The following is a 17,096-nucleotide window of genomic DNA, read 5'->3' as shown; positions in this document are numbered from 1 at the left end:
AATCTCATAAAATAAGCAATATCATAAATAAGCAAATTAACGGATAAACAACTTATAAAACAAACAATCCGATAAATCCTGCAAATTTATAAAATATACAATTTTTGGCGGATATCAGATAATATAATTGATGATATCCGATTTCAGAATATTGTCGCAGTAAAGGCAGTGCAGAGTGCCGTTGACTACCTTGAACTTCGTCTCAATCGGCTCGTCCGAGTTCGTGATGCAGCCCGGATTGGGGCATCTCACAAATCCGGTTACGACCGTCGGAATCTCGACGCCCGCCTTGTCGACGACCTTGGAGTTGCGGATGATGTTGATCGTCGCATTCGGGGCAATGAGGGCAATCTTGTTCAGCTCGCTCTTTGAGAGTTCGCGGTTTGATATCTTCACGATATCCTTCTTAACGGCGGGATTCTTCGTGCTCACATTCGTGGCAATCGAAAGTTCCTCATTGCACGAGCCCGTGATGCCCAGAATCTTGAGCACGGTCAGAGCCTCGCCCGCCGCGATATGATCGATAACCGTTCCGTCCCTAATCGGGTTGATCAGCATGCCGCCTTCGTGTTTCTTAACGCTCATAGTATAACATCCTCCAGCATTGCCATACGAACCGGAATTCCGTTCGCCGCCTGCCTGAAATACTTCGCATACGGCAGAGCATCGACAGCGGGGTCAATCTCGCCGGCACGCGGGAGCGGATGAAGCAGAATAAGATTTTTGCGCACGTCCTTCAGAGTCTCGGGCGTGATCTTATAGGTGTTGGCAACCCGCGCATAACTCGCCATATCCGGGAATCTCTCGCGCTGAATCCTTGTCGCGTAGAGGACATCGAGATCGTTGATGATATCCTCGAGTTTCTCGTGCTCGACCACCTCGGTTCCCCTCTCCTTAAGCTCGGTCGAGAGCCACTGCGGCATCTCCAGACTCTTCGGCGTAATGGTGTGAATCGTCACGTCGTAGTGCGAAAGCGCATAAGAGAGAGAATGCGCCGTTCTTCCGTAACGGAGATCGCCCAGAAGTCCCAGGTCGATGCCGTCGAGCTTCATGTTCTCCTTGATTGTAAAGAGATCGAGAAGCGTCTGAGACGGGTGCTGCCCCGCGCCGTCGCCGGCATTGATGACGGGGACGGACGAGAACTCCGATGCGAGCCTTGCCGCGCCCTCTTTCGGATGGCGCAGGACGATGGCGTCGACGTAACTGCTGACGACCTTGATGGTATCCGCAAGAGTCTCGCCCTTCGAGATTGAACTTCCCTCGACACTGTCCACGGTAATCGCCTCTCCCCCGAGGCGCGCCAGTGCCGATGCAAAGGACATTCTGGTTCTCGTACTCGGCTCAAAGAAAAGAAGTGCAACCAGTTTTCCGCGAAGGGTTTGCTTATAGCTGCCCAGACTCTGAATCTGCTGAGCTTTTGTCAGAAGAGCATCTATATCTTCCCTTTCAAAATCCCTTATCGATATTATGTGGTGCATGTTATGCATCTAAATATCTGCTTGCAGTCAATAAATATCTGTGCAAAATATAACATGATGAAGTTCGATATATATAAGCAGAAAAATAAGCAGAATAAATAACCCAAAAAATCACGCAAAAAATCACGCAAAAAATCACGTAAAAAATCACGCAAAAAATTCACAAAAAAAATCACACAAAAAAATCACACAAAAAAATCACACAAAAACCCTCGGAAAAATATGATGAATCAGGTATACGTTATCGGGCATAAAAATCCGGATACGGACTCCGTATGCAGTGCAATCGGTTATGCGGAATATCTCAACCGGACACGCGACGGGAAATACATACCCGCCGTCTGCGGCGAGATAAACCCCGAGACAAAGTTTGCGCTGGAGAAATTCGGCGCCGACGTGCCGCAATACATAGAAAGCGTCGTCCCAAATATCTCGGATCTGCCCTTCACCTATAAATTCAGTGCCAAATCCGACATTCCCGCAATCGAGATCATCGCCATGATGGAGGACTACAACGTAAGAAACATCCCCATCACCGACGGCGCCGGAAAACTCATCGGACTCATGAGCGAGCACGGTCTGGCACAGGCATACGTCAGCCGCCAGAGCATATCGCAGCTTCTGCTGCCGCCGATAAAGATAGACGTCCTCACGAGAATCCTCAACGCGAGGCTCCTCGCCTCCGCCCGCGAAATAATCGAGGGCAGGGTCTATATCTCAATCGACGCCCTCCACGTCATCCTCTCCAAGATAACAAAGGACGACGTGGCAATCGTCGGCGACGACGAACCCTCCCAGCTTGCCCTCATCTCCGCGGGAATAGCTGCGCTCATCATCGCCGACGGCGCTCCGGTCGGCGACCGCGTCATCACCGCCGCAAAAGAGAAGGGCGTCACGCTCATAGCGACGAATCTGGACGCATTCGGCGTCGGCAAGATGATTAACCTCTCCCTGCCCGTGAGCCAGATCATGGCAACCGACGTTCAGACCGTGACCGCTGAGGACACAATCGACTATGCAAAACAGCTCGTCGCGAACTCCAAATACCGAACGGCATGTGTCGTCGATGCCGACAGGAAGTTCCTCGGCATGATATCGAGGAACAGTTTCCTCGACACCGTCTATAAACAGGTCATACTCCTCGACCACAACGAATACGCTCAGGCTGTCGACGGAATCGAGAAAGCCGAGATTCTGGAGATTATCGACCACCACAGACTCGGCGCGATAACGACACTCAAGCCCATCGGCTTCCTCAACGAGCCCGTGGGTTCGACCTCGACCATAATCGCCGGCAAGTTCGCCGAGGCGGGCATAGTGCCGGACAAAAAGACCGCCGGCGTCCTCCTCTCGGGAATTCTCTCGGATACCATGGTGCTTCGCCTCTCCACGACCACGGAGAAGGACAGACGCATAGTCAAGAACCTTGCCGAGATTGCCGGCGTCGACATCGAGGAATACGGCACCGAACTTATCAGAAAAGGCATGGATCTTGAGGGAATCCCCATGGACAGCCTTCTGATGCGGGATGTCAAGGAATACAACCTCTTCGGCAAAAAGGTCATCATCTCCCAGATTCTCATCCCCACCTTTGATTTCTCCGCCGACAACCGCGACGAGATAACGAAAGCCGTGCAGGCATTAAAGAAATCGAACAGTGCGGATATCTTCGCCGCTCTCCTCACAAGCGTCTTCGAGAACGGAAGCGAGCTTTACCTTGCCGCGGATGCCGCAGTACTGACAGACTGCGGAATAACCGCACAGCCCATAAGAAAAGAGGGTATGATGTCGAGAAAGAACGATTTCATACCCTGGTTCGGCGAGATTCTCAGGAATCTGCCGTAACTTAAAAATAAAAAATTTTTTTGAAGATATTTTTTCTGTCAGTTCCGCAAAATTCAGAACAGATAATTATAGTCCACCCTGTTTCTGCGCCAAATGATGAAAGCCGCAACCGCGATTACGGCGACAACCGCGATTATAACGAAAATCCACGGGAAATCGTCGCCGCCTGCGGGGAGCATGTCGGCAGATATCGTGACCGTGGCGCCGCTGCCGAGCGAGAACTCCCTTGTCCAGTCTTGAAATCCTTCGGAGCGTATGAGAAGGGTGTGCGGACCCGCGGAGACATCCGTCAGCGTTATGGGCGTAATTCCCGCAATCCTGTTGTCTATAAGAACCTGTGCACCCTTCGGATTGGACTCGATAACGAGCACGTTCACCTCATAGCTCACCTCGGGAACCGCGGTTGCCTGCGGGGTCGGCTGAACGAAGGTCGTCGAATATCTGTAATAATACGTCAGAGTGCCGCTGTCCGAGACAATCGCCAGATTGTTCGCCGACTTTGAAAGCTCGACCGACCTCACCGTGCCGTCGGCTGTGACCGTTATCGGCTCGAGATTCCTGAAATCCGTGCTGAAATAATAGACGGTCGCGCTGTTCTCGCCGCTGACCGCCATATCCGCGCCTCTCTCCGAGAGTGAGACCGATTTGGGAATGAAGGGCAGGGTATCCCTGAAGATCTCCTCGCCGGTATCCGAATCAAATCGGAGCACATCGCCGTTTGCGAGTCCGACCGCGACAACGTCGCCGTTGGGGGAGACATCGACGCAGGTTGCCGCGACATTCATGTTCTTACTCCATCTCTGGGTTCCCGTATCGTAATACGCAAATACTACGCCGCCGTCCGTGGCGGCGACGACAACATCGCCCGAGTCCGATGCCGCAACGCCTTTGAGCACACCCGAGAAGCCCTGTTTCCATTCGACATTGCCGCTCTTTCCGAGCATGTAAATCGGACCGTAGGTCGTTCCGACCACGGTATGCGTCCCGTCTTCGGTGACGTCGACCGCAAACGGCGTGCCGCCGGGCGTCTTGATATACACTATCTGTCCGTCGCCGTCGAGCATGTAAACATAGCCGTTCTGCGTGACGAACGCCGTGCTTCTGCCGTCGACTGACGTTGAGACGTCACGAATGGTATCGTCGTATTTCTTCTCCCAGATAACCCTGCCGTCCTTGCCGAGCATGGATATGACATTGCCGCCGGCGGCGACGATGCGGTTGCCGTCCGGCGATATGTCTGCGCATGTCACTCTGTCCGAACTCTCCTCGAAGTCCCACAGGTATTCCATCCGAAACTGCGGCGTATCGGCTGCCGCGGCGACTGCCTGCACGGATAAGGCAAGCAGTAGCATAAGCAGTATCGCCGTCGCGGTCGCTCTGTGCCCCGAGATTGCCGGCATTTTCAAGTCCCGCATTCCGAAGTTGTTTTTGCCCTTATGTCCCGTCATCTTCTCCTCCGATCTTCACGTTTCCGTGGCGGACCGAAAACGATCATATATTTTTACATTGATTTCGGTGCGTGCGTATATAGTCTTGCTCTATCTGCAAGAGTTTACTTCGGAAATACCCCCGCGGCGATGAGGAAAAATCGGGAAAATCAGACGAAAAAAAGGAAAAAATTGAAAAGTCTCAGTTGTCTCTTCTGCCGACCGCAAAGATAAGCAATGCGCCGATTGCCGCCGCGATAACCGTGACAACCGTCACCGGTGACGTCTTAGCCGTCGGAGCCAGCGATGCCGAGACCGAGGTCGTTCTGCCTGCGGAAAGCTCGACCTGCGTCGAGTATGAGGAATATCCGTCAAGCGAGACCGTCACCGAGTGGGTGCCGGCGGTAAGCTCGGTGACGACCACCGGCGTCGTTCCCTTATACACATTGTCCACATAGGCAAGTGCGCCCGACGGCGCCGAACTTATCTCCAGAACCGCGGAAGCCGCGGTCGCGGGAACCGTCGGCTGATTCGGATACTGAACCTCAGGTGTCGCCTCCGGTGCCGGCGTATAGGTTATCGGAAGTGCGTAATACTTGAGCGTTCCGTCGTCCGAGGCCGCGGCAAGATTCGTGCCCGTTACCGTAAGCGCCGCTCCGCGAACCTTCGCAAGCGAAGGCACCTTCAGAATCTCGGCGCGGGTCTTCTCCGAGAGGATATGGGTATAGGTGTCGTCCGAAGCCGCGGCTATGTAACTGCCGTAAATGGATGCGGAAACGCCGTTAACCGGCATTCTGATATTGTATGACCAGACAAGATTACCCTCCCTGTCATAGACATAGACGCGTCCGTCCGAGCAGCCCGCGACAATAACGCTGCCGTCGGGTGAGACATCGACATCGAGGACCTGCTCGGGCGTCTTTTTCGACCACAGCCTGTTGCCCTGAAGATCGTAGGCGCTGACCTCGAACTCGCGTTTGCCGACGGCGATGATACTGCCGTCATCCGAGATACTGACGCCGTAGATGTTGCCGTTGATCTTCTTCTTCCAGACCTGCTCGCCGCTGTTCTTGTAGAGGTAGATACAGCCGTCGTCCGAGCCCGCGACAAGGTAGGTTCCTCCCGAGGATAGAGCCACGTCATAGACATTGTCGCCGAGAGTCAGCTTCCACAGCGTGGCGCCGTTGCGGTCGAAGAGATACAGACCGCCCTTCTTAGTTCCCGCAGCCGTGTACATGCCGGCGGTAGCGACCGAAACCCCGTTTACCGCCCCGTCAACATCCGCTTCCCAGACGGGATTGCCGTTGACCGAGAGCAGATAGACCTTGGGAATAACGCCTCCCGTAACGACGAAGGTATCGTCATGCGAGATATCGGTGTCGATGAAATTTGTGTTCTTTTTAAACTCCCACAGTTGTGTCGCATCCCCCGTATAAGCCCCTGCCGAGACGGCGGGAACGGCGCAGAAAGCGATTATAAGCAGAAGCCCGATGAGAATCGCACCGCGGACTTCGAGTTTACGCGCCGCATCCTTTCCGGCATTCTTCATTGTATTCGTAATGTTATTCGTAATGATATCCTTCATAATATCCTCCTGTAATTCGGATTTCATGCGAAAACCCGTATCGCGGGCGGCTTGACCTTGACCTTAACCATCCTGCCCGATGCAAAACGGGTTCCCTTTCGTAATATGTCAAAATTGGTCATTGTTATATTAAATATGATCTGTTACGGGAACAGTCGGTGAACTGTGGGGGAATTGAACGGCAAAGAATGAAATGAGGTAATGTGAGTGAAATGCAGTAATGTGAGTGAAATGCGGCGTAAAAAAAGAGTTGATAATTTGCGGCGTTCTTTCAGTAAACGTCGCTGTGGTAGTGCTTCAGCGGCTCAAAGGTCATATCTTCCTTCTTTATGGCCTCGATAGCCATTGCCGCCGCACGTGCCGCCTGAAGCGTGGTAATATACGGAATGCCGTAATCCAGCGCCGCACGCATAATCTGAAGGTGATCCTGTCTCGAATACTTGCCCGACGGCGTATTGATGATCAGACTGGTCTCGCCGCGTCTCATCATATCGATGACGTTGGGAGAACCTTCCTGAACCTTCCTCACAAGCTCCGCATCGATGCCGTGTCCCTCGAGGAACTCGACCGTTCCGCTCGTGCCGATAAGGGAAAGACCCAGATCCTTGAGTTTCTTTGCAATCGGAAGTATATCGGACTTGTCCTCGTCGCCGATGGAGATAAACACATTGCCCTCGAGCGGCAGCGGGTTATCCGCACTGATACATGCCTTGAAGTAGGCACGTCCGAAGTCGTAGTCTATACCCATGACCTCGCCCGTACTCTTCATCTCGGGACCCAGAACGGTATCCACGCCCGGAAGCTTGTTAAACGGCAGAAGAACCTCCTTAACCGCGACATGCTTTAAGTGGCGCTCTTTGTAGCCCATCTCCTTAAGCTTGTGACCGCACATGACGCGTGCGGCAATCTTGGCAAGCGGCAGTCCCGTAGCCTTCGAAACAAAAGGAACCGTCCTGCTTGCACGCGGATTCGCCTCGATGATATAGACCGTATTGTCCTTGACGGCATACTGGATATTGATGAGACCCACGACATTGAGTCCCAGAGCAATCTTTCTCGTGTAATCGCGGACGGTCGCAACGACCTCGTCCGAGAGCGACTGCGTCGGAATTACGCAGGCGGAATCTCCCGAGTGGACGCCCGCCTCCTCGATATGCTCCATAATGCCGCCGATGAGGATATCCTCGCCGTCGCAGACCGCATCGACATCAAGCTCGATGGCGTTCTGGAGGAACGAATCCAGAAGAACGGGGTGCTGCCTGCTGACGCGGACGGCCTCCTTGATATAGTTCTGAAGTTCGATATCGTCGTGAACCAGCTCCATCGCACGGCCGCCGAGAACATAGGACGGGCGGACAAGGAGCGGATAGCCGATCTTGCGGGCAATCTCGAAAGCCTCCGCCTCGGAATATGCCGATCCGTTCGCCGGCGACCTTATATTCAGTTTCTCGAGGATCTGACTGAACCTGTCGCGGTCTTCGGCGATATCCATAGAATCCGGCGACGTTCCGAGGATCTTTGTCTTGAGACCGTATTTTGCAATCTCCCTCTCGATGGGCAGGGCGAGGTTGACGGAGTTCTGACCGCCGAACTGCACCATGATACCCGAATAGTCGTCTTTCCTGAGGATATTCATGATATCCTCGAGTTTCATCGGCTCGAAGAAGAGCCTGTCCGAGGTATCGAAGTCCGTGGAGACCGTCTCCGGGTTGTTGTTGACGATATGGACCTCAATACCCTGCTCTCTGAGAGCCATTACCGCATGAACCGTACAGTAATCGAACTCTATACCCTGACCGATGCGTATAGGTCCCGAACCGATGATTAAGACCTTTTCCTTGCCGTCGCGGACAATCTCGCACTCCTCGTCCGAGGTAGAGTAGAAATACGGCGTGGACGCGGGGAATTCCGCGGCGCAGGTATCCACAATCTTGTAGACCGGCATTCCGACGAGTTTCTCGATATCGTCCGTGCTCCTGCCGGTAAACTCGCTTATCTCCTCGTTCGAGAATCCGAAATGCTTTGCCCTCTTTATGTCGTCGTCGGTCGGGTTGCTCTGAAGGCTCTTCTCGATTTCGACGATGTTGGCAATCTTTTGCAGGAAGAAGCCGTCGATATAGGTCATGTCCTTGACGGCATCGACCGAGAATCCCTGTCTGAACGCGTCGAAGAGGCATCCGAAACGCTCGTCCGTCGGATTCTGGAGGAGCATCGCAATCTCCTTCTTCGAGGTGTGCACCGTCACATCGGTATCGAGTGAGCGGCGTGCCTTCATGAACGCCTCCTCAAGGGTGCGTCCGATTGACATGACCTCGCCGGTACTCTTCATCGCCGTCGTAAGCGTCCTGTCGGCGTTCTTGAACTTGTCGAAAGGCCAGCGCGGGACCTTGACAACGACATAATCGATTGCCGGCTCGAAGGATGCGGGTGTGCATCCCGTGACCGTGTTCCTTATCTCGTCGAGGCGAAGTCCGACGGCAATCTTTGCCGAGACCCTTGCAATCGGATATCCCGTGGCCTTCGATGCCAGTGCCGAGGAACGCGAAACACGCGGATTGACCTCGATGATTCTGTAGTCTCCGTCCTTGTAAGCCATCTGGATATTACAGCCGCCCTGAACGCCCAGAGCGCGGATGATCTTTATTGCCGAAGCACGCAGTCTCTGGAATTCGTCGTCGCGGAGCGTCAGAATCGGGGCAACGACAACGCTCTCGCCGGTGTGGATACCCATCGGATCCACGTTTTCCATGCCGCAGATGATGATACAGGTATCCGCCGAGTCGCGCATGACCTCGAACTCGATCTCTTTCCAGCCGATTACGCTCTCTTCGACGAGAACCTGGTGAATCCTCGAGCGCTGAAGTCCGAGTTCGATGATCCTTCTCAGTTCCTCGACATTGTGGGCAACGCCGCCGCCGGCGCCGCCGAGGGTGTATGCGGGGCGGATGATCGCCGGAAGACCGACCTTCTCGAGAGCCTCGTCTATCTGGCTCATCGACTCGAGGATCATGCTCCTCGGAATCGGCTCGCCGATCTCGGTCATGAGATTCTTGAACTGCTCCCTGTCTTCGCCCTTATAGATGGCGTCCAGCGGTGTTCCGAGGATCTCGACACCCTTGAGTGCGCCCATCTCGGCAAGCTCCGCGGTCAGGTTAAGACCCGTCTGTCCGCCCATTCCGCTTAAGATGCCGTCGGGCTTCTCCTTTTCTATAATCTTGGCAATAACCGGGGCTTTCAGCGGCTCGACATAGATGATGTCCGCCATCTCGGGATCGGTCTGAATCGTCGCCGGATTGGAGTTTACGAGGACGACCTCGATACCCTCCTCGCGCAGCGAACGGCATGCCTGCGAGCCCGAGAAGTCAAACTCCGCCGCCTGACCTATCTGAATAGGTCCCGAACCGATGAGCAGGACTTTTTTGATATTTTTCTTCAGCGGCATTATTTGATCCTCTTATACATCATGTCAAAGATCGGTCTTTCGGTATCGAGCGGTCCCCCGTGCGCTTCGGGGTGGAACTGGACGCAGAAGACATCGAGATCTTCGGAGTAAAATCCTTCGAGAGTTCCGTCGTTTAAGTTCGTAAAATAGACTTTGCAGTCGCTTGGGAGTGTATCGGCATCCACGGCAAATCCGTGATTCTGGGTGGTGATAAATATTGAGCCGTCGTTTCTCTTGACGGGCTGATTTGAGCCGCGGTGTCCGAATTTCATCTTATATGTCTCGGCGCCGAACGCAAGTCCGAGAACCTGATTGCCCATGCAGATTCCGAATACGGGTATCCTGCCGATGAAGTGCTTTGCGCAGGCAACCGCATCGACGGCAGCCGCGGGATCTCCCGGGCCGTTCGTGATAAAGAGCGCCTGCGGTTCGCATGCCTCGACCTCGGACGGCTTCGCATTGTAGGGGAAGATATAGAGGTCGGCATCGCGTTTGCGCAGGGAGAGCGCGATGTTCTTCTTGATACCCATATCGATAATGGCGATCCTCTTTCCTTTGCCGGGTATTCTGAATGGTTTTTTGCAGGATACCTGCTCGAGAAGGTTGATGTCGGAGATTGAGGGCACTTTCTTTGCGCATTCAACCGCATATTCGCCGTTGTCGTCGCCGACGATGAGGGCGGCACGCGGAGTTCCCGACACTCTGGCATCGATGGTTAATTTTCTTGTATCGACACCGGAGATGCCGAACAAATTATTCTCTTCAAAAAAGGACTGCAGGGATTTTCCTGCGGACGGATGCCGGCAGAGTTCGTGAACGACACAACCCAGTGCGTTCACTTTCGGACTTTGGAAGTTTTGTATGTCAACACCGTAGTTTCCGATGAGCGGGTATGTGAACATGAGAATCTGACCCGCATAACTCGGATCGGTCAGGGATTCCATGTAACCGCCCATCTCGGTTGTGAATACGAGTTCTCCGCTGCAGGAGCCCTCCACTCCAAATCCTTCACCGACAACATATTTGCCGTTTTCAAGACCCAGAACTGCTTTCATTAAATAATCATTATAATTTGTTTGTCAGATCTTATTAAATATCGCTATTGTCGCTGTCCTATTAAATATCGGATTCAGCCTCGGATTCTGATTTCATGGGCAATTCATGTTTCTTTGGTGTCCGCTTTTTAACGCTTTCCGATATATTCCGAAGGCGTGTTTGAGCGGGTAATTGCGGACGGTTTTTTCGCCGGGCGGGTGGGAGTTGCACGGCGATGCCGGCAGCCTGCAATGCCAGTGCATTATTTATGCAAATTTATGCGAATTTATGCAAAGTTTATGCAAAGTCAATATAGTAAGACCTGCAAACAATCCTGTATGAGTAATACAATACTTGTTGAGATTGCCGGCTTTAAGGATTCGTTCTGCGGTCCGTTCCCCTGCGACGGCGACCGCACCTGCGATCTGGAAAAATGCGCTCCTTCCGAGAAACTCGTAAACGCGGTCGAGGCACTCCGCGAGAGATTCGCACATATCTACGGGGATAAGGTCGAAGTAAGGCTTACCCTCCTCGACGACGGCATTCCGGACCATATCGCCGAGATTGTCGAGAAAGACCAGCCGCCGATTCCCATGGTCATAGTAAACGGCAAAATAACGCCCGTCGGAAGAATCTCGCTCCCGCAGATCTCCGCCGAGATAAACAAACTGATGTAAGCCGATTCGGATTCGCTGTTGAAATGGCAAAAGGGAACTGTTCCGATTCGGTAATCGCGGTTGACATGGGCGGATCGAATCTCCGTACCGCACTCTTCGACGGCGACGGGATTGTAAGATACGCAAAGACCGTCACACCGCGGGAAGGCAGCGGACCGGAGATCTACGCCGACGCAATCATCGACCTCATACGTTCAAGTCTGAGCGCGGAGGAGATCGCGTCCGCGAAAGCCGTCGGCGTCTCCGTCCCGGGTCCCCTCGACATGGAAAAAGGGGAGCTGATTCATTCCCCCAATCTTCTTTTTCCCGTTATTCCCATAAAAGCGCCGCTTGAAGAAGCATTCAAAAAACCCGTTTTCGTGATGAACGACACCAACTGCGGAGTCCTCGGCGAGGTCGGAAAAGACGGCGACGGCGGCGAAGGCTTTCGCAACAACGTAGTCTATATCTCCATGTCCACAGGCATCGGCGGCGGAATCTTCGCGGACGGTCACCTCCTGCTCGGCAATACCGGAAATGCCGGAGAAGTCGGGCATCTCTACGTGGACGGCACATATTCCGTCCGATGCAGCTGCGGTCATACCGGACACTGGGAGGGCTACGCTTCGGGAAGGGGCATTCCGCACTTCTTCAGGGCATACTGCCGCAAAAATCGCATCCCCGTGAAATGCTCGGCAATCCTTCCGACCGCGGAGGACATCTTCGCGGGCATAAGAGAGGAGTTAAGCCGCGGCGTGAATAACGAAGACGACGAAGACGGCGCCGGCGCCGGCGGTTGCGACCGCGGCGTATTCGCGGGCTTTTACGAAGAACTCTCCAAAGTAAACGCCCGTGCGATATCCTCGATAACGGCGGCATACTCCCCCGCGGTAATCATCCTCGACGGCTCCGTCGCCGCAAACAACGGCGAACTTATCATCGCGGGCATTCTCAAATATCTCGACGGATACCTGCCGGCGCCCGAGATCCGCTTAAGCCGGCTCGGAGGAAAGGCGCCGCTTTACGGCGCGGCATACTGCTGTGCCCTCTCATTGCGCGGGTATAACGTTCACGGCGAGAATCGGTCCGCCGACACTCATAAGCAATACTAAATATTTAAGTGACCAACCTATATGCACATGCTGCGTGAAGAGAAAAACAAGCTGCGCGACATAATGCGTGAGCGCAGAAACAGCTTAACCCCCGAAGAGAAACGCATCAAAAGCGAGCAGATCTGTAAGAACACATTCGCCATCATCAAACCCGGCGAGACCGTAATGGGCTTCGTCTCAAAAGAAGCCGAGGTAAACACAAGACCTTTCCTCGAGATGCTTCTTGCGGCAGGCAACCCCCTCGTCGTCCCCATTATCGTAAAGGAAGACCACAGCCTGCGCCTTTCCTACTTAAAGGATCTCAACCATCTTGTCCCGAGCACCTTCAATGTGCCCGAACCCATCGGTCATGAGATCCCCGTCCCCGACGGCGCCGTCGACGTCGTTATCCTGCCCATGCTTGCCTTCGACAAGTACGGCTCAAGGCTCGGATACGGCTCCGGATACTACGACAGATTCCTCGACAAGAACCCCGGAATCAAGACCGTCGCCATGGCATTCGCATGCCAGGAAGCCGAGAAGGTTCCGACCGAAGAGTTCGACGTTCCCGTCGATTACGTAATCACCGAGAACGGTATTGCTTTTCAGAAGAAATAAGCGGCAATAACGGCAATTAACGGCAAATAAGGCAAATTCAATAATAAATCCTGAAAACCCGAAACGAACCGAAAACAAACAAAAAACAAACCAAAACAAGATCAAAACAAACCAAAAACTCTTATTTTTATCCAAAAGGAGAAATTATGAAGATAAACGGCGTTGAAATCATCGACACATATGCTGAAGCATTCCCGATATGGTTCTCGCGTGTAATCATCACGGCGGACTCATACGAACTTGCAAAGATTGCGGCTGTGGAAGCAACGGGCTTTGCGACATCGGCAATCTACTGTCCCTGCGAAGCGGGAATCGAAAGACTCTACGAACCCTCCGAGACCCCCGACGGCAGACCCGGAATCTCGATATTTATCTGCACGGCAAGAAAGAGCCTCAAGGAGAACGTTGCCGACAGGGTATCGCAGTGCATCCTCACGGCAGCGACCACCGCCGTCTTTGACGGATTTCCGGATGTAAAGACGACACGCTTCAACACCCAGATAAGATTCTTCGGCGACAAATACGAATCGCGTGTCGAGGTCGGCGGCAGAAAATGCTGGAGCATCCCCGTAATGGAGGGTGATTTCATCTGCGAAGACAGATTCGGCGGCGTAAAGGGAATCGCCGGCGGAAACTTCTTCATCATGGGCAAAGACCGTGCAAGCGCACTCAAAGCGGCGCAGGAAGCCGTAAAGGCATTCGAGAACACCGAAGGCATCATCGCCTCGTTCCCGGGCGGCATTGTCGCGAGCGGCTCCAAGGTTGCGAGCAAGAACTATAAGTTCCCCATGCCCGCCAGCACCAACCACAAGTTCTGCCCCTCGCTTAAAGGTAAGATCGAGGACTCCGAGGTTCCCGACGGCGTCAATGCCATCTACGAGATAGTCATCAACGGACTCAACGCGGAGGTAATCTCGGCGGCGATGAAGAAAGGCATACTTGCGGCAACCGGGGTTGACGGCATCCTCTATATCGGAGCGGGCAACTACGGCGGCAAACTCGGCACAAACAACTTCTACCTGCACAAAATTCTTGAAGGCTGCTGAATACGGCTGCAACGTCTGCAAAGGCTGCAAAGCCATCGACGCATGCATGCAACGCATGCAGCGCCTTTAACGGTCGCATGACGGGAATGACGGGCATGACGGCGCACACAAAAAAGCCGCAATGTCCGGATAAAATCAATTAAAATATATACATCTTTTTTGTCTTTTCGCAATCCCGCGAAAAAACCGCGGATTTTCATACGCAAAAAGTCATCGGATTTCGCTTAAATTGCCGAATACGCTCGATAGGGCGTGAATGCGGATTTCCTGCATCGTTACAGAATAGTTTAATCAGTTGATGCAGATAATAAATTATGCCACAATTTAGTTGTCCTAAGTGCGGTGCTGCACTCGCCGTCGATCCGGGCACACAGATAGCAAAATGTCAGTTTTGCGGCACTGTTACCTATGTCGACAGAAGTGAAGCTCTGTTCTATTATCTGCTTCCTTTCACAATCGACGAAGTGAAAGCCAGAGGCATCTTCAAGAGATGGACCGCAGGTCCTTCGATGGCAAAAGAACTGGAACACGGCTGTAAGATAACCAAAATCGTCAAGGAATTCTTCCCCGTATTCAGGTTCAGAAGGTCGGTGAACAAGAGCGAGAAGGTCTTTGTCAGACCTGCACGCGGAACAACCCTCCCGGGAATGCATAATCTGGAGATCCCTCCCGGCGGCGAGGTCATCTACGACGACAAAGTCTCGATAGGCGATGCCAAACAGATTGATCCCGACATCAGCATAGGATCCTATATCGGGGAGATGCCGGGCAACGCAATCGATCAGGCACTTGTCTACTTCCCTATCTACGAGATGACCTACGAATTCGAGGGCAAGAGCTATGACGTGGTCATAGACGGCAGTTCGGGAAGAGTCTACTCCGGACCGTCCCCGAGCCGCGGCTCGGCACAGTATATGGCGGTAATGGGAGTCTCGTTCGTTCTCGGACTTATAGGGGGATACCTTGCATGCTCGATACACGTCCTCTTCATAGTTCTCGCAGCCGGCGGACTGCTTGCCGGAAGATACATGGCACAGCAGGTAGTCACGAAGAAACCTGCACCGGCGGTAGCCGGAGGCGGAGCGGCGGCAGGGGGTTCCGCGGCTCAGGCAGGGGAAGGTGCGTCCGCACCGTCGGATGCACAGAGCGGTGCGCCTTCGGACGCCGGCGCACAGGATGCACGGACTGCTGAAACCGGTGCCGAACCGGAGGTGAAACAATGAGCGGCGAGACATCAAAACTGCTTATCTCGATGACATGCCCGTCCTGCGGCGGTCAGGTGGAATGCGAAGAGGGAGAATCCCTTGCAATCTGTCAGTACTGTGACGCCGTCTTTGCCCTTGACAGCTCGGAAGGCTCGTCAAAGGTAATGTACAAACTCACGGTCGAGAAAGAAGCGGCTGTAAAAGAAGTAAAGAGCTGGATGAAGAAAGGTCCCAAAGCACCCGATCTTATAGAGAAATCCTCGTTTGACGAGGTCTATCCGATATACATCCCGTTCTGGAGACTGATTGCCCGCGGCAAAGCCTGCGTATGCGGATATATCGAGAGGAAAGACAAAGACGACCACACGATAAGGGAGCCGAGAGAGGTCTTAATCAACCGCGAATACATCTACACATCCTCGGCATGCAACGTCGGCGACCTCGGACTCGAGGGAATAAGAGTTCCCGAGAACGCAAAACCGATATTCTTCGATGATGCCGATATCGTGACCTTCGGAGTCACCACCTCGAAGGATGACAGTTTCAGGGAAGGGGAGGAATACATTAAAAATGAGGCAATCTCCGACGGAGCGAGCTCTCTCGACGGCGTAACCTTCCAGAAAGGCTTCGTCTTCCCCAAGGGCTTTACTCTGGTCTACTACCCGTTCTGGGTAATCAGATACTCATACGAGGAACGCAGTTACTTCGCGACGGTCGACGGCATAACCGGCGATGTCCTTACCGGAAGAGCGCCCGGAAGCGTCGCAAGTCAGGCGAATTCCGCGGGAATCGGCGGTGCCGCCTCGGGAGCGCTTGTCGGTATCGGCGGCGGTCTGTGCACGGGTCTGGGAGAGGACGGCGGCATGGTATTCATAATTCTGCTGATAGCCGCGGTATGTATCTTCTATTTCTGTTACCAGAGGTTCAGATACGGCGATGAGATTATCACGGGCAACCTTGAAGGAAAGGGTCTCAAATCCGGAGACGGAGTCGGCAAGATTGAGACAATATCTCATGACGCTTACGATCATTTCTACTGAGGAGAAGAGAAGGTGAATTAAGATGTTATTAATAGAACTCAAATGCCCCGGTTGCGGAGCGCCGATTAAGACAAAGGCACGCGATATGATGCTTAAGTGCAGTCACTGCGACAAGATTTCGCTCTACTCTAAGGAGAAAAGCTCTCTTGTCGATGTGAGCTACGTGATTGCCGGCGCATCGAAAGAGTCTAAGGGAGTGCTTGTTTACGTGCCTTTCTGGGTTGTAAACGCGAATCTGGACGTAAGGCGCGAGAGGCTGTCCGGAGGCGGCATCATGAGGGTCGTGACCGGTCAGAGGCAGATGCGCGGAACACGCGACTTCTACGTCTGCGCCGCCGACGAGATACCCGAGAAATACTCGCGTGATTGGAACATGGATCTGACACTCGATCAGCCGGAATTAAACCCGGTATCCGACTTTAAAGGCGCAGATCGTGCCAAGATGACTATGGACAAGGATGTTGCCGGCGAGAACGCCGAGTTCCTCTTCCTTAGATACGAGACCGAGATCCCGGGAACCCTTCAGGACCTCGACTACAGTTTCGACATAAACTCGACAAGAGTGGTCTATCTGCCGGTCTGGAAAGATAATACGAGCTACACGATTGGTATCTGAGAATACCGGGGA

The 17,096-nt window shown here is 53.4% G+C and carries 14 protein-coding genes; 8 read left to right on the top strand and 6 right to left on the bottom strand.

The features are described 5' to 3' along the window. Window positions 1–114: 114 nt before the first annotated feature. Complete coding sequence (pyrI, locus tag T502_RS08005; protein ID WP_042706666.1) at window positions 115–585, bottom strand: aspartate carbamoyltransferase regulatory subunit; 471 nt, start codon at window positions 583–585, stop codon at window positions 115–117. Further along, window positions 582–1,478, bottom strand: a complete 897-nt coding sequence (pyrB, locus tag T502_RS08000; RefSeq protein WP_042706713.1) for an aspartate carbamoyltransferase — start codon at window positions 1,476–1,478, stop codon at window positions 582–584. The genes pyrI and pyrB overlap by 4 nt, the downstream gene beginning before the upstream one ends. Before the next feature lie 222 nt (window positions 1,479–1,700). Here pyrB and T502_RS07995 point away from each other — a divergent pair, with 222 nt between their 5' ends. Continuing rightward, window positions 1,701–3,323, top strand: coding sequence for a putative manganese-dependent inorganic diphosphatase (locus T502_RS07995; protein WP_342665775.1), 1,623 nt, complete (start codon window positions 1,701–1,703; stop codon window positions 3,321–3,323). Between the two features lie 53 nt (window positions 3,324–3,376). On the opposite strand, the gene T502_RS07990 is transcribed toward T502_RS07995, so the two are convergent. From T502_RS07990 to carA, 4 genes are all read right to left on the bottom strand, one after another. After that, the gene (locus T502_RS07990; RefSeq protein ID WP_042706665.1) at window positions 3,377–4,771 is read right to left on the bottom strand and encodes a PEGA domain-containing protein; all 1,395 of its coding nucleotides are present in this window, start codon (window positions 4,769–4,771) and stop codon (window positions 3,377–3,379) included. Window positions 4,772–4,952: 181 nt separating this feature from the next. After that, window positions 4,953–6,362: a DUF5711 family protein gene (locus T502_RS07985; protein ID WP_042706664.1), complete on the bottom strand. Its 1,410-nt coding sequence runs from the start codon at window positions 6,360–6,362 to the stop codon at window positions 4,953–4,955. A gap of 244 nt (window positions 6,363–6,606) precedes the next feature. Further along, window positions 6,607–9,777, bottom strand: coding sequence for a carbamoyl-phosphate synthase large subunit (gene carB, locus T502_RS07980; protein WP_042706663.1), 3,171 nt, complete (start codon window positions 9,775–9,777; stop codon window positions 6,607–6,609). After that, window positions 9,777–10,832 (bottom strand): glutamine-hydrolyzing carbamoyl-phosphate synthase small subunit, encoded by a 1,056-nt coding sequence (carA, locus tag T502_RS07975; protein WP_042706662.1) that lies wholly within the window; start codon window positions 10,830–10,832, stop codon window positions 9,777–9,779. The genes carB and carA overlap by 1 nt, the downstream gene beginning before the upstream one ends. A gap of 318 nt (window positions 10,833–11,150) precedes the next feature. On the opposite strand from carA, the gene T502_RS07970 reads away from it, so the two are divergent. The 7 genes from T502_RS07970 (at window position 11,151) to T502_RS07940 (ending at window position 17,084) form a co-directional block, all read left to right on the top strand. Continuing rightward, the gene (locus tag T502_RS07970; RefSeq protein ID WP_042706661.1) at window positions 11,151–11,489 is read left to right on the top strand and encodes a hypothetical protein; all 339 of its coding nucleotides are present in this window, start codon (window positions 11,151–11,153) and stop codon (window positions 11,487–11,489) included. Between the two features lie 23 nt (window positions 11,490–11,512). Next, the gene (locus T502_RS07965; protein ID WP_052359263.1) at window positions 11,513–12,580 is read left to right on the top strand and encodes an ROK family protein; all 1,068 of its coding nucleotides are present in this window, start codon (window positions 11,513–11,515) and stop codon (window positions 12,578–12,580) included. Window positions 12,581–12,601: 21 nt separating this feature from the next. Beyond that, window positions 12,602–13,177 (top strand): 5-formyltetrahydrofolate cyclo-ligase, encoded by a 576-nt coding sequence (locus T502_RS07960; protein ID WP_042706660.1) that lies wholly within the window; start codon window positions 12,602–12,604, stop codon window positions 13,175–13,177. Window positions 13,178–13,323: 146 nt separating this feature from the next. Further along, complete coding sequence (gene fhcD / locus T502_RS07955; protein WP_042706659.1) at window positions 13,324–14,223, top strand: formylmethanofuran--tetrahydromethanopterin N-formyltransferase; 900 nt, start codon at window positions 13,324–13,326, stop codon at window positions 14,221–14,223. A gap of 314 nt (window positions 14,224–14,537) precedes the next feature. Next, complete coding sequence (locus T502_RS07950) at window positions 14,538–15,446, top strand: hypothetical protein (protein WP_052359262.1); 909 nt, start codon at window positions 14,538–14,540, stop codon at window positions 15,444–15,446. Beyond that, window positions 15,443–16,468 (top strand): hypothetical protein, encoded by a 1,026-nt coding sequence (locus T502_RS07945; RefSeq protein ID WP_042706658.1) that lies wholly within the window; start codon window positions 15,443–15,445, stop codon window positions 16,466–16,468. The genes T502_RS07950 and T502_RS07945 overlap by 4 nt, the downstream gene beginning before the upstream one ends. A 22-nt stretch (window positions 16,469–16,490) precedes the next feature. Continuing rightward, window positions 16,491–17,084 (top strand): hypothetical protein, encoded by a 594-nt coding sequence (locus tag T502_RS07940; RefSeq protein ID WP_042706657.1) that lies wholly within the window; start codon window positions 16,491–16,493, stop codon window positions 17,082–17,084. Window positions 17,085–17,096: the final 12 nt, after the last annotated feature.

Source organism: Methanomicrobium mobile BP, from assembly GCF_000711215.1.
GTDB lineage: Archaea > Halobacteriota > Methanomicrobia > Methanomicrobiales > Methanomicrobiaceae > Methanomicrobium > Methanomicrobium mobile.
The sequence above is the reverse complement of the archived record's forward strand: the minus strand, read 5'-3'. Positions and strand labels throughout refer to the sequence as shown.

Coding starts and splice junctions, on each gene's coding strand:
- pyrI (WP_042706666.1), bottom strand. CDS start 585: ATGAGCGTTAAGAAACACGAAGGCGGCATGCTGATCAACCCGATTAGG.
- pyrB (WP_042706713.1), bottom strand. CDS start 1,478: ATGCACCACATAATATCGATAAGGGATTTTGAAAGGGAAGATATAGAT.
- T502_RS07995 (WP_342665775.1), top strand. CDS start 1,701: ATGATGAATCAGGTATACGTTATCGGGCATAAAAATCCGGATACGGAC.
- T502_RS07990 (WP_042706665.1), bottom strand. CDS start 4,771: ATGACGGGACATAAGGGCAAAAACAACTTCGGAATGCGGGACTTGAAA.
- T502_RS07985 (WP_042706664.1), bottom strand. CDS start 6,362: ATGAAATCCGAATTACAGGAGGATATTATGAAGGATATCATTACGAAT.
- carB (WP_042706663.1), bottom strand. CDS start 9,777: ATGCCGCTGAAGAAAAATATCAAAAAAGTCCTGCTCATCGGTTCGGGA.
- carA (WP_042706662.1), bottom strand. CDS start 10,832: ATGAAAGCAGTTCTGGGTCTTGAAAACGGCAAATATGTTGTCGGTGAA.
- T502_RS07970 (WP_042706661.1), top strand. CDS start 11,151: ATGAGTAATACAATACTTGTTGAGATTGCCGGCTTTAAGGATTCGTTC.
- T502_RS07965 (WP_052359263.1), top strand. CDS start 11,513: ATGGCAAAAGGGAACTGTTCCGATTCGGTAATCGCGGTTGACATGGGC.
- T502_RS07960 (WP_042706660.1), top strand. CDS start 12,602: ATGCACATGCTGCGTGAAGAGAAAAACAAGCTGCGCGACATAATGCGT.
- fhcD (WP_042706659.1), top strand. CDS start 13,324: ATGAAGATAAACGGCGTTGAAATCATCGACACATATGCTGAAGCATTC.
- T502_RS07950 (WP_052359262.1), top strand. CDS start 14,538: ATGCCACAATTTAGTTGTCCTAAGTGCGGTGCTGCACTCGCCGTCGAT.
- T502_RS07945 (WP_042706658.1), top strand. CDS start 15,443: ATGAGCGGCGAGACATCAAAACTGCTTATCTCGATGACATGCCCGTCC.
- T502_RS07940 (WP_042706657.1), top strand. CDS start 16,491: ATGTTATTAATAGAACTCAAATGCCCCGGTTGCGGAGCGCCGATTAAG.